Here is a 12897-nt window from a genome sequence, read left to right on the forward strand (position 1 = left end):
CCGCCCGTCAGTTGCCGCCGAACAACGCGGCCGCCGCGGCGTCGGTGAGCACCTCGTAGGCGTCGGTCTTCCGGTTGTAGATCCAGGTGGTCGGACCCGCCTTCGGCAGACCGGCAGCCTGGACCGCCGTGGCGGAGGGCCGGAAGCTGGTGCTGCGCGGGATCTCGTCGACGACGTAGACAAGATCGGGTCGCTGATCGGCGGCCAGTGCCCGCATCGCCTCGGTGACGTCACCCGGTTCGATCTTGAAGCCCTTGCGCACGCTCAGCGCGGCGGCAGCCAGGATGCCCGACGGGGTCGTCAGCCCGTACGCGACCTCCATGTCGACGGGGGTGATGTCGTTGAGCACGTCCACGATCGGCTGGGTGAACACCGGACCGCGCGCGGTGCGGATCACCGTGTCGCGGCGGTCGACCAGCCAGTAGTCGCCGTCGCTGTCGCGCCGGAACAGGTTCTCCGTCGGCCACCACGCGTCACCGGCCCGGAAGACGCCGCGCAGCCCACCGTCGGACAGGTCGCCGCCGTCGACCGATTTGCCGAGCAGCAGGCCCGGCTCGTTGTCGGCGCAGCGCCGCGCGAAGCCGTCGTCGCCGACGCGGATCTGCTCGGTGACCGGGTCGTAGGCGACCAGCTCGACATGCGCGGTACCCGGCACCGGCCTGCCCTTGGAGCCGATCTTGGCGCCGGGCACATTGGCCAGCACCACGTCGCCGTCGATCGAGGCGTAGAACTCGAGCACCCTGGCCGGCGCGAACTGCTCGACGGTGCGCCGCCACAGCCCGGCGGGCATGCCGGAGCCGATGAACAGCCGGATCGGATGGTTGTGCCCCGCCGGGAAGACCTGCGCGTCGAGCAGGTCGCGCAGCATCGTCCAGGTGTAGGTGACGACGGTGACGCCGTAGCGGTGCACTTCCTCGGCGAAACGGCCCGGCTCCATGTCCACCGGCCTGGCCAGCGCGATCCGGCTGCCACCGGCGATCGCACCGCCGAGGCTCACCAGCAGACCCGACGAATGATGCAGCGGCGCAAGGCAGTACACGGTGTCACGACGGTCGAGATCGGCCGCGCTCGCGGTGCCGAAGGCCGACAGGGCCCACCGGTGGTTGGTGATGTACTTGGCCTCGAGCCGGTCACCGGTGCCGATGACGAGGATGAACGCGAGCTCGCGAGCCAGACCGGGGTTCGGCCGGTACCAGGCAGGCACCCGCACCCGCGACGGATCGATCTGCTCGAGGTCGATCACCCGATCGCCGGTCGGCACCACCAGCTTCCTGGTGTCACCACCACCGAGCACCAGCACGCGCGCGCCGGTCGCGATGGCGGTGCGCAGGTTCTCCGGGTCGGTGATCAGCGTCTGTACGCCGGTCAGCTCCATGGCCCGGTCGAGTTCGGCGCCGGGCGCGAGCAGCACCGCGACGGCGCCGAGGCGCGAGAGCGCGGCGACAACGGCCAGCGCACTGGGCCTGGTCTCCATGACGACGCCGACCCGGGTGGCGGGCCGGATGCCGACGGAGATCAGCCCGCGCACGACATTGTCGATGCGGACCTCGACCGCGGCATTGGTGTGCACGCGGTCGTCGAAGAGGAACAGATCCTTCTGCGGCGCCCGCTTGGCGTGCTCGCTGAGCAGCTTGCCCAGCGAGATCCGGGTGTGCGGCTGGATCATCCCGAGCCGGGTCAGCCGCGGCAGGGCGCGCGCCGCCTCACCCGCCATCTCGACCGAACCGCGAATCGTATTGCTGGCGATGCCTTCCAGCGCCTTGCCGACACCGGCGCCCGCCTCGGCCAGGGTGGCCGCGGTGTGCACCACCCGGGTCGCCGCGGTGCGGGGCGCGTTGCTCGGCACGTGCTCCTGCATCGGCACGATCTGCTCGGGCAGGGTGCCGTTGCCGTCCATCCAGGCGATCCAGTCGCGCACCATCGGCCAGGTGTGGTTGGTCGCGATCGAACCGGCGACGAGCCCGAAATGCCCTGCCACCAAGCTGGCTTCGTACACCTCGGCATTGGGCGCCGCCCGCACGATGCCGCGCACCGCGGCGGGCTGGCCGATATCGTCGACCTCGCCGACGAACGCCAGGATCGGGCACTTCAGCTCGGCGAGCGAGACCGGGTGATCACGGATCACGAAGCCGCCCAGCATCATCCGGTTGTGCGCGACGAACTGCTTGAGCAGATCGGCGGCCGCGGGACCCGAATACCCCACCCAGCCATCGTTGTTGAGAAAGCGTCGCTGACGTTCCTTGGGCAGCAACGCTTCCCGGTCGTGCAGCTGCAAAAGGAAGTCGATCCGCGACTTGGCGGTCTTGACCGGGTCGAGCATCTGGAAGCCGATGCGCACCATGGATTCGGTGATCGGCAGCCGGTACATCACGTGGTCGGCCAGGAAATCGGCGACCTCGGACACCACGCCGTAGGGCAGCCCGAACGGCATCCCCGCGACGATGTCGACCGGACTGCCGAAGGTGACGATGGAGGCGACGCCCTTGCCGTACCGGTAGGCGGTGGTCTGGTAGGCGAACATGCCGCCCTGCGAGTACCCCATCAGGTGCACCTGCGCGCCGGTGGCCTCGCAGACGGTGTCGATGGCCGAGTTCACCGCGAGCACATGGTCGGCCAGGTCACGTTCCCAGCCGCCCTCCTCGGTGGCCGGCGAACCGAAATCGATGACCCAGCAATCGATTCCGCTCGCGTGCAGGATGCCGACGGCGCCGCCCGCCGCGTTGACATCCCAGATGTCCGCGTTCACCATCAGCGGCGGCACCAGCAGCGCCACCGGACGCCCCGCCGCCGTATCGTCGGGGAAGTAGTGACGCAACCGGTACATGCGTCTGCGCTCGACGACCTCGAAGGGCGAGGACTCGACATCGTGTGCCAATCCGCCGAAGCGGATCACCTCCAGCCCGTTCTGCGCGGTAGCCAGCAACCGCTGCATAGAACCGACCACACCTTTTGGACTGATATCCACCGTTCCCACCTGGCCTACCCTGCTGAAAGTGACACACCTCACACACCCCGATGTGCTCATATGAGCTAACCACACCGGACCTCCATTATGTGTCGCCTGTGACAGGCCGCATGTTCCGGCGATTCGGGTCACACTCGCTGTTCAGCGGCCCATCACATTGACGTAGACACTGTCGAATGGCTCGCTGCTCACGCTGAGGTCACCGCGGAACGGATAATCCAGCGCGGCGATCAGGAAGATCATCGCGCCGAGGAAGAAGGCGAACAGCCCGCCGAGTACCAGGTGCGCGTGCTTGCCCAGGCAGAACAGGCACAGCAGCACCAGGTTCACCACGCCGCCGACCAGGATCGTCCACCAGAGCACATCGGGGATGCCGCCCTTGGTGGCGTTGATCCGGTGCCTGCGGTCGGAGTCGAACCGGGCGAACTGGTCGATCGTGGCGGCGTGCACGATCTCCTCCGCGCTGTTCGACGGATGGAACTCGAGCAGATGTCCCTGGAACCGGGTCACCAGCGCGGTGCCGCCGATGGGTTCCCGACCTTGCTGCAGGGCGGGCCAGACGACGTCGAGCACGTCGCGGGTGTAATCGGCGAGGTCGTCGCGCAGCAACTCCCGGTACGGCTCCGGATAGGCGCTCACCTCACGGTAGAGGGTGCCGACCGCCGCGGCCTCGTCGGCGACGCGACTCTGCGCCGCGTCGTAGGACTCGTAGGTGGCCGCCGCGATCAGCCCGAGCAGCAGACCGTAGAACACGCCGCCGACGGTGAGCACCATCGTGACGGTCTCGTTCCAGCCGGGCTCGGGGCCGAAGGCCCGCTGGACGGCCCGCCGGCTGAGCAGAATCGCCGTCACCGTGAGGCCGACGGCAGTGCCGGTGATGAGGAGGAAGTCCAGCCAGATCGGAAGCGCGTATATCCAGGTGAACATGATTCGACGATATCTACTCCGCGCCCGATTCCGGCGGCGATCCGCGATTCATCCCAGGACATCCATCGGGCCGCAATCGCTTCCCGCGCAAGGGTTCTCCCGGTCAGAGCCATGTTTTCCCGATTAGCCCGCACGCGGCCGCCTCGACGCCCTACCATCGTTGTTGTCCGGAACGTACTGGCACGCACCAAATCTCGTGTAACCCCGTTTCACACGCGCAGCCTCTTCCGCGCAGGACCATTCGCTTCGCACCGTTACCCACCCCCCAGCCTGTCACGCATCGTCGCGCCGCACAGGCTGATCGGCCGTGCCGATATCCGCCCCGAGGTGAGGAACTACATGACCATCGAAATGCCGCTGCCCACAGAGAATTCCGTGCGCAAGAGTCTCAGCACCACTGCGGCGCATCAGCTGGCGCACACCACCAAATCCGAGCCGCAGATGCAGGGCATCAGCTCCCGCTGGCTGTCACGCGCGCTGCCATGGGTGCAGGTCGCGGGTGGTATCTATCGCGTCAACCGCAGGCTCACCCACACCCTCGGCAACGGCGAGGTCGAGTTCGTCGTCGACGGCTCGCGCGCCAGGGTGATCCCGCAGGAATTGCGCGAACTCCCCGCCCTGCGTGCGGTGGACGACGACGAGTTGCTGCGACCGCTCGCCGACAATTTCGTGCAATACGATCTCGATCCCGGCACCGTTGTCGCCGAATTCGGGAATCCGATGGATCAGGTCATTCTCGTCGTCCACGGAAAACTCGCCAAGCTGGGTTCCGGTGAATACGGCGAGGCCACCAAACTCGGCCTCCTCGCCGGCGGCGACTTCTACGGCGAGGACATGCTCACCGACCCGTCGGCGATCTGGCCGGAAACCGTGAAAACGGTGACCAGGACGACCATTCTCTGCCTGCCCAGGCAATCGTTCGAAGAATTCCTCGACATGAATCCAGAACTGGCCCGGATCCGCGACGATGCCGCCCAGACGCCACGCCGGAATCAGAATTCCAAAGGCGAGGCCGATATCGAGATCTCCTCCGGCCATTCCGGCGAACCGCTGCTCGAAGGCACGTTCGTCGACTACGACGCCAGCCCCCGCGAATACGAACTCGGCCTGGCACAGAGCGTGCTGCGGGTACACACCCGCGTGGCCGATCTGTTCAACGACCCGATGAACCAGATCGACCAGCAGCTGCGCCTGACCGTCGAAGCGCTCTACGAGCGGCGCGAGCACGACCTGGTGAACAATCCCGAGTTCGGCCTGCTGCACAACTGCGATCTCAAGCAGCGCATCACCACCGAATCGGGCCCGCCGACCCCCGACGACATGGACGAGCTGCTGAGCATGCGCCGCGGCACCAAGTTCTTCCTCGCCCATCCCAAGGCGATCGCCGCGTTCGGCCGCGAATGTTCGCGCCGCGGACTGTATCCCGATCCGGTGGAGTTCCAGGGATCTCGGGTGCCCGGCTGGCGTGGGGTGCCCATCCTGCCGTGCGGCAAGATCCCGGTGAACGGCACCCAGACCACCTCGATCATGGCCATGCGCATCGGCGAGAAGGATCAGGGTGTGGTCGGATTGCACCAGACCGGCATTCCCGACGAGTACGAGCCGAGTTTGAACGTCCGGTTCAAGCAGATCGATGACCAGTCGATCATGTCGTACCTGGTGAGCTGCTACTACTCGGCCGCGGTCCTGGTCCCCGACGCGCTCGGCGTACTCGACGGCGTGCGCGTCGCGCGCCAGGCCGACTGATCGGCGCGGACCGTGTCGATCCTCACCAGGGCAGCCGCCCCGCACGCGGGCACCGAGCTCGCCGCCACGGTGGCGGCCCTGCTGCACGACGCGACGGCGCCTGCCGACCTGTTCCCCCTGCTCGGCACGGCGGCATCCACGCTCCCGCACCGGATCTCGCCACCGAAGCCGCCCGTCCGTGAACCGCTGCGCCTGCTCGGTCCGACCGGGCTCGGCACCACTTCCCTGTGGCGCAGCGCCGTTCCCTCCAGCCCGCAAGCCGGTGCACCGCAAACGATTCCGACCCTCTACTGTCCACCACCCGAACGCGACGACCCAGCGCTGGCCGAGGCCGTCAACACCGGCCTGCTCGCCTGGGCCGCCCAGATCGGCCTCTACGAAGGCCGCCTCGACGAGCTGGACAAGGCCGATTTCGGTCGGCTGATCATGCTCGCCCATCCCGATTGCGACGACCCCGACCGGCTGCTGGCCGCCGCCCGCTGCGCCGTCTCGGAATGGGCGGTAGACGACTACTACTGCGAGGAGGACGCCCCTGGCGACACCGCACCCGACGGCACACCGTCCAGCGCCGCCGCCGAACTCGGGCCACGGCTCGAACTCGCCGCCGCCGCCATGGACCCAGCCCATCTGCCCGCGCGGTACGCGCCCCGGCTCGAACAGGCCATGCAGGCCGATCCGATCCTGCGCGCGTTCCGGACGTCGTTCGCGCACCTGGCGGGGTACGCGAGCCCGGCGCAGCTGGCCAGGTTACGCACCGAGATCGCGGGCTGGTTCATCGCGCTCGGCGCCGAGGCCGGCTGGCGCACCGCGGATCGGATGCCACCGGTCTGGGAGTACCTGACCAATCGTCAGCCGCACAGCTTCCTGCCGTGCATGGCGCCGATCGACGCCGTCGGCGGCTACGAACTCGGCGCTCCCGAGTACACCGATCCGGCTGTCCGGCGGGTCACCACCACTGCCGCACTGGCCGCCCAGATGGTGAACGACCTGTATTCGATGGCGCGCGAGGACCTTTCGGGTGGCAGGGAATTCAACCTGCCGACGGTCCTCGCCGCCGAGGAGGGCTGCAGCCGCGCCGACGCGGTACTGCGGACCGCGCAGATCCACGACGAACTGATGCACCGCTTCGAACGGGAAGCGGCCCCGCTCGCCGCCGCCGGCTCACCCCAGCTGCGCCGCTTCCTGGCCGGCCTGTGGGCCTGGATGGGCGGAAATCGCGCCTGGCACGCCGGCAGCCGCCGCTACCACGACATCGCTCCAGGAGAGGACGACCGATGACCATCGCGAACCCCCGCACCGAACGCACCGTCCTGCGGACCACCTACCAGCGTTCCGTCGCGGCGTACTGGAACAACAACCCGAACGACGACCGGGTCAACACCAAACTGGGCGAGGTCGACGGTCTCTACCACCACCACTACGGCATCGGCGCGCCCGATTGGTCGGTCATCAAGGGCCCCGAGAAGACCAGGCAGGACCGCATCGTGCGCGAACTGCACCGGCTCGAGACCGCCCAGGCCGACTACCTGCTCGACCATCTCGGCCCCATCCAGACCGCCGACCGCCTCGTCGACGGCGGTTCGGGACGCGGCGGCACCAGTTTCATGGCCGCGGACCGCTTCGGCTGCCAGGTCGACGGTGTCTCCATCTCCGAGTACCAGGTCGGCTTCGCCAACGACCAGGCCGCGGAACGCGGTATCACCGACCGGGTCCGGTTCCACTTCCGCAACATGCTCGACACCGGCTTCGCCGACGAGTCGGTCCGCGGCATCTGGACCAACGAGACCACCATGTACGTCGATCTGTTCGACCTGTTCGACGAATTCGCGCGACTCCTGGAACCCGGTGGGCGGTATGTGTGCATCACCGGCTGCTCCAACGACGTCACCGGTGGCCGCTCCGCCTCGGTCAGCTGGATCGACGCGCACTACGGCTGCATGATCCATCCCCGCAGCGAGTACTTCCGCGCACTCTCCGACAACGGTCTGATCCCCACCACCGTCGTCGACCTCACCCCCGACACCATCCCGTACTGGGAGCTGCGCACCCATTCCGAGCTCGCCACCGGCGTCGAGCAGCCGTTCCTCACCGCCTACCGCGAGGGGAGCTTCCAGTACCTGATGATCGTCGCCGATAAGGTAGCCAGGTGACCGAACAGCTCGCCGACCCGTCGATCGACCGCGAAGCCATGCCCGTCGAGCTGGTCGACGACACCGGTGTTGCGATCGGAGCGTGCTCGGTGGCCGATGCTCATCGGCCACCGGGCGCGCTCCACCGCGCCTTCTCGGTGCTGCTGTTCGATCGGCACGGGCAGGTGCTGATCCAGCAGCGCGCCGCGGTCAAGACCCGCTTCCCACTGCAGTGGGCCAACACCTGCTGCGGGCATCCCGCGCCCGGTCAGCCGGTGATCGAGGCGGCGGCGATCCGGCTGCGCGAGGAGTTCGGCCTCGCGGCCGACCTCACCGAGGTCGGGACCTTCCGCTACCGCGCCGGCGACGAGACGACGGGCCGGGTCGAACACGAATACGACCACGTCCTGATCGGCGTGGTGGGCGATGTGACGCCCCAGCCCGACCCGGCCGAGGTCGGTGCCTGGGCGTGGCTCACCCCGCAGGCCCTGCGGGGTGAGCTGGCCGACGACCCCGGCAGGTACACGCCGTGGCTGGCCGAGGTGCTCGATATCGCCGACCACGCGCACACCGCGCACCGGACGTAGCCCCTACCCTCCTTGCTGTCTTTCGAACAGCTCGCTGTCCACCCCACCCAGTGAGCTCATTCCGGATAGATGCGCATATCTATATCTGTCAATGTCTAGTGTTCTTGGTTAAATCACAGGCTCGCCACAGTCGCCGACCAGGCCGGACGCGCACCCTGGACCGGGAACGATTCCGCAGAAGGTGAGTGAGGTAGCGATGGTCGAGGTCGAGATCAACGACGACACCGTGACGGTCCATGTGCTCGGTGGTCATCGCCTACTCGCGCTGCGGCAGCAGGTCGTGATCGACCGTGCTGCCATCACCGGCATCACCCCCGCCGAGGTGGACCTGCGCCCGCCGTGGGTGCGCGCGCCCGGCACCTTCATCCCCGGCGTGATCGCCGCGGGCGTCTATCGGGGAAAGGGCCGGAAAGAGTTCTGGGACACCACTTTCGGTGGCAGCGCGGTGCGCATCGACCTCGACGGGCCCGATTTCACCCGACTGGTCGTCGATGTCGACGACCTCGACGGTGTGCTCAGCGCACTGTCGGGCGAATCCATCAGCGTCTGAACGATCACCGTATCGACCGGTCCCGTGGGCCGGGTGGCATGCTCGAACGATGGGAGTTTCGACAGCGCAGTCGGTGGATCGCCGTTTCGTCAACCTGGTCGCGATGTTCGACCGCCTCTTCCGCAAGCCGTCGCACGGCGGTGGCGCCTTGTGCGTGTATCTGCACGGTGAGCCGGTGGTCGATGTGTGGGCAGGCTACGCCGGCCCCGGCGTGCCCTGGGCGGCGGACACGGTGGCGCTGGCCTTCTCCACCGGAAAAGGCGTGGCCTCCACGGTGATCCATCAGCTCGCCGAGCGCGGGCAGCTCGACTACGACACCGCGGTGGCCGAATACTGGCCCGAATTCGCCGCGGCGGGCAAGGCGCACATCACCGTGCGCGACGTGCTCACCCACCGCGCCGGTCTGCACCGGCTGCGGGGCCTGCTGCCCGGGCCCGCCGACCGTTTCCTCGACGACGAGGCCGTCACCGCCGCGCTGGGCGCGGCCACCCCCGATCCCCGGCACCGGATCACCAGCGGCTATCACGGCATCAGCTACGGGCACCTGGCCGCCGAGCTGGTGCGGCGGGTGACCGGGCGTGAGTTCGTCGACGTCGTCCGCACCGAACTCGCCGAACCCCTTGGTGCCGAAGAACTCTGGTTCCGGGTGCCGAAGGAGGAGCGGCATCGCATCGCCACCACCTTCCCGCGGCTGCGGGCGGCGGGCATGGAGTGGGACCGGGGTTCGGACCTGCTCACCCGCACCCGGTACGCGGCCGCGGCGGAAACCACCCCGCGCGGTTTCGCCGACCTCATCGTCGACCCGCGCGTGCACGATTCGGTGATGCCCGGCGTGAACGGCGTCTTCTCGGCCCGTGCCCTGGCCCGCGTCTACGCCGCACTCGCCAACGGCGGCGAACTCGACGGCACCCGCATCCTCGACCCCGGCTCGATCCGCCGCGCCGCCACCCGCCAGATCTTCACCCCGGATTACGTGCTGGCCTTCCGCATCCCGTGGGCACTCGGTTTCCACGGCGTCCCGATGAAACCGTCCAAGGCCGACCCGATTTCGGCCTTCGGCCACTTCGGCCTCGGCGGTTCCGGCGCCTTCGCCGACCCCGAGACCGGTCTGTCCCTCGCCTTCGTCACCAACCGGCTCGGCGGCAAACTCACCCCCCTCGGCGACGCCCGCCTCACCCGCCTCGGCACCACCGCCCACAACATCGCGAAAGCCGACAGGCTCCGCTGAGACCCGATGCAACGCCATACCTCCGCTCCCCCGCGCCCGCCACGCCCGCAACACCTGCCGTTGTGAGCTGGTTCCGGGCTGTAGCCTTGTGCGTGCATTTCTGATTGTTCTCGACGCTGACACCTTCGACTCGAGGAGTGCACAGATGGCGAACGACCAGCAGGCTCAGCGACTGATAGAGCAACTCGATGTCTCCGGTGACACGCTCGACAGGTCGGCCCTACCGTCCCGATAACTCGTCGGGTGCGCGTTGCCTCGGTCCGCGATACCTGAAGAATCGAGTTCGGTGATGCGTCCAACTGGGATCGATGCCGGTGCGGTACTGCCGCTGCGTGTCGTGATCGGCAGTCGAATCGAGCAGATCGAGCGAGCGCACGCCCGACTCACGCCGATCCTGCACGGCCTGTGGGGCGACGATTCTGCGGTCTGGCCGATCGAACTGGCGGTACACGAAGCGGTGATCAACGCGATCGAACACAGTGGTGGCGACGGTAATCCGGACGCCACGGTCGAGATCACCCTCGATATCGAGGACGACGAACTACTGATCGAGATCAGCGACCAAGGACCGGGATTCGACCCTGATATCGTGCCCGATCCGCGCCTCCCCGAGGGAGTGCTCCGCGCGTCGGGGCGCGGTGTGCTTCTCATGCGCACAGCCGTCGATTCCCTCGAGGCCGCCCACGGTCCGCAAGGGCGGTTCACACTCACCCTGCGCACCAAGCTCCCCCGCTCCGTTGCGGAGGGAGTACCACCACACAGAGGAGGGTTCCATGGAGATCAAAGAGCGTAGCGTCAACGGCGTCACCATCCTGGATCTGACCGGGAATCTCGAAATCGGTGTGGGCGACGTTCAGCTCAGGGAGAAGATCCGGATCCTGATCAACACCGGGAAGAAGCAGATCCTGCTGAACCTCGCAGCTGTGCGTCGCATCGATTCCTCTGGACTCGGCGAATTGGTAGCGAGCTACACGACCGTCACCAACAACGGCGGGACACTCAAACTGGTCAGCTTGCCCGACCGTGTTCGGGATATCCTCATGATCACCCAACTCATCACGGTGTTCGAAACCTACGACATCGAGCAGGAAGCTATCAACTCCTTCTGACCTCGCCGGCGACACTCGGGGCGGTACGTTCGGCCCATGGAGATCGTCGGGCTCGAGCGGATCGAGGCGGCCGCGCGGCTGCTGGCACCGGTGATTCGGCGTACGCCGACCGTGGGATCGCGGGTGTTGTCGGAGCGGGTCGGTGCGCAGGTGCTGCTCAAATGCGAGAACCTGCAGCGCACCGGGTCGTTCAAGCCGCGTGGCGCCTACAACCGAATCGCGAACCTGCCTGCGGCGGAGCGGGCGCGCGGCGTGGTGGCGGCGAGCGCCGGCAATCACGCGCAGGGAGTGGCGTGGTCGGCGGCGGAGCTCGGGATCACGTCGACGGTGTTCATGCCGATCGGGGTGTCGCTGCCGAAGCTGGTCGCGACCCGCGCCTACGGGGCCGAGGTGCATCTGGTGGGTGACTCCGTCGACGAATCCCTGCTCGCCGCACAGGAATTCGCCGAGCGCACCGGGGCGACCCTGATCCACCCGTTCGATCATCCCGATATCGTCGCCGGTCAGGCGACGGTCGCCCTGGAAATCCTCGAGCAGGTTCCCGATGTGAGCACGGTCGTCGTGCCGACCGGTGGTGGTGGTCTGCTCGCGGGTGTCGCGGCGGCGTTGCACGCGGTGGCGCCGCAGGTTCGGGTGATCGGCGTGCAGGCGGCCGAGGCGGCGGCGTGGCCGGATTCGCTGGCGGCGGGTAAACCGATTCGGGTGCCGCGGATGGCGACGATGGCCGACGGCATCGCGGTGGGGCAGCCGGGTGCGGTGCCGTTCGCCCACGTCGCCGAGTTGGTGTCCGAAATCGTCACCGTGGACGAAGACTCCTTGTCCAAGGCGCTGCTGCTCTGTCTCGAACGGGCCAAACTCATCGTCGAACCCGCGGGTGCGGCGGGAGTCGCCGCGCTCCTCGCCACCGACCTCGGCGACCTGCCCGGCCCGGTCGTGACCATCCTGTCCGGCGGAAATATCGACCCGCTGCTGCTCACGCGAGTGATCGGCCACGGTCTCAGCGCGGCAGGCCGCTATCTGGCCATGCGCGTCACCATCGCCGACCGGCCCGGCGCACTGTCTGCGCTGCTCGGCGTCGTCGGCCGCGCGGGCGCGAGCGTGGTCGACATCGTCCACTCCCGCACCGGCATGTGGCTGGCCGTCGACGAGGTCGAGGTCTCGCTCACCGTCGAAACACGCGGCCCGGCCCACCGCGACGACGTCCTGGACGCGCTCCGCGACGCCGGATTCCGAGTCCACGCGGAGCTGTAGCCGCTATTGCCGCAGCGCCTTGATCGGACCGCGGCGCCACCTTCCCGAGTCAGCGTGCCCCGTGGCTCCAGTATCAGTGCGCGCCACCGAGCTCGAGGGCCAGCACCCCGAGGATCACCAGTCCGATTCCGCCGACCTGTGTCAAGGTGAGCTTCTCCCCCAGGAACAGCACACCGATCGCCGCGATCGCGGCCACACCCACCGCCGACCAGATCCCGTAGGCGACCCCGATCGACATCCCCCGCTTCAGCGCCTGGGACAGGAAGAAGAACGCGGCACCGTAGCCGATCACCACGACGATCGAGGGCACCGGTTTCGTGAAGCCTTCCGACAGCTTCAGCGACACCGTCGCCGTCACCTCGGTGGCGATGGCCAGGGCCAGGAAGAGCAGGGTCATGGCCGCAG

At 67.9% G+C, this 12897-nt stretch carries 12 protein-coding genes; 9 read left to right on the forward strand and 3 right to left on the reverse strand.

The features are described from left to right. Positions 1 to 7 precede the first annotated feature (7 nt). Positions 8 to 3025, reverse strand: coding sequence for an acyl-CoA synthetase (locus ACFVAV_RS29120; protein WP_379038741.1), 3018 nt, complete (start codon positions 3023 to 3025; stop codon positions 8 to 10). A gap of 81 nt (positions 3026 to 3106) precedes the next feature. Continuing rightward, positions 3107 to 3892, reverse strand: a complete 786-nt coding sequence (locus ACFVAV_RS29125; protein ID WP_379038743.1) for a hypothetical protein — start codon at positions 3890 to 3892, stop codon at positions 3107 to 3109. A gap of 339 nt (positions 3893 to 4231) precedes the next feature. On the opposite strand from ACFVAV_RS29125, the gene ACFVAV_RS29130 reads away from it, so the two are divergent. The 9 genes from ACFVAV_RS29130 to ilvA all read left to right on the forward strand — a co-directional run bounded on the left by ACFVAV_RS29130 (position 4232) and on the right by ilvA (position 12492). After that, a complete protein-coding gene (locus tag ACFVAV_RS29130) occupies positions 4232 to 5638 on the forward strand; it encodes a family 2B encapsulin nanocompartment shell protein (protein WP_379038744.1) in 1407 nt (468 codons plus the stop codon). Between the two features lie 12 nt (positions 5639 to 5650). Further along, entirely contained in the window at positions 5651 to 6916 is a 1266-nt protein-coding gene (locus ACFVAV_RS29135; protein ID WP_379038745.1) for a family 2 encapsulin nanocompartment cargo protein terpene cyclase, read from the forward strand. After that, positions 6913 to 7788 carry a geranyl diphosphate 2-C-methyltransferase gene (locus ACFVAV_RS29140; protein ID WP_379038746.1) on the forward strand — a complete coding sequence of 292 codons (876 nt, stop codon included), beginning with the start codon at positions 6913 to 6915 and terminating at the stop codon, positions 7786 to 7788. The genes ACFVAV_RS29135 and ACFVAV_RS29140 overlap by 4 nt, the downstream gene beginning before the upstream one ends. Further along, the gene (idi, locus tag ACFVAV_RS29145; protein ID WP_379038747.1) at positions 7785 to 8354 is read left to right on the forward strand and encodes an isopentenyl-diphosphate Delta-isomerase; all 570 of its coding nucleotides are present in this window, start codon (positions 7785 to 7787) and stop codon (positions 8352 to 8354) included. The genes ACFVAV_RS29140 and idi overlap by 4 nt, the downstream gene beginning before the upstream one ends. A gap of 181 nt (positions 8355 to 8535) precedes the next feature. After that, positions 8536 to 8904, forward strand: a complete 369-nt coding sequence (locus tag ACFVAV_RS29150; protein WP_379038749.1) for a hypothetical protein — start codon at positions 8536 to 8538, stop codon at positions 8902 to 8904. Positions 8905 to 8953: 49 nt separating this feature from the next. Next, on the forward strand, positions 8954 to 10132 hold the full coding sequence (locus tag ACFVAV_RS29155) for a serine hydrolase domain-containing protein (protein WP_379038750.1): 1179 nt from the start codon (positions 8954 to 8956) through the stop codon (positions 10130 to 10132). Between the two features lie 289 nt (positions 10133 to 10421). Continuing rightward, positions 10422 to 10925: an ATP-binding protein gene (locus tag ACFVAV_RS29160; RefSeq protein ID WP_379038863.1), complete on the forward strand. Its 504-nt coding sequence runs from the start codon at positions 10422 to 10424 to the stop codon at positions 10923 to 10925. Further along, positions 10906 to 11241, forward strand: a complete 336-nt coding sequence (locus ACFVAV_RS29165; protein WP_379038751.1) for an STAS domain-containing protein — start codon at positions 10906 to 10908, stop codon at positions 11239 to 11241. The genes ACFVAV_RS29160 and ACFVAV_RS29165 overlap by 20 nt, the downstream gene beginning before the upstream one ends. A gap of 36 nt (positions 11242 to 11277) precedes the next feature. After that, positions 11278 to 12492: a threonine ammonia-lyase gene (ilvA, locus tag ACFVAV_RS29170; RefSeq protein WP_379038752.1), complete on the forward strand. Its 1215-nt coding sequence runs from the start codon at positions 11278 to 11280 to the stop codon at positions 12490 to 12492. 73 nt (positions 12493 to 12565) lie between these two features. On the opposite strand, the gene ACFVAV_RS29175 is transcribed toward ilvA, so the two are convergent. Further along, entirely contained in the window at positions 12566 to 12889 is a 324-nt protein-coding gene (locus ACFVAV_RS29175; protein ID WP_379038753.1) for a DMT family transporter, read from the reverse strand. Between the last annotated feature and the right edge of the window lie 8 nt (positions 12890 to 12897).

It is taken from the genome of Nocardia sp. NPDC057663 (genome assembly GCF_042799895.1).
In the GTDB taxonomy this organism is placed as follows: domain Bacteria; phylum Actinomycetota; class Actinomycetes; order Mycobacteriales; family Mycobacteriaceae; genus Nocardia.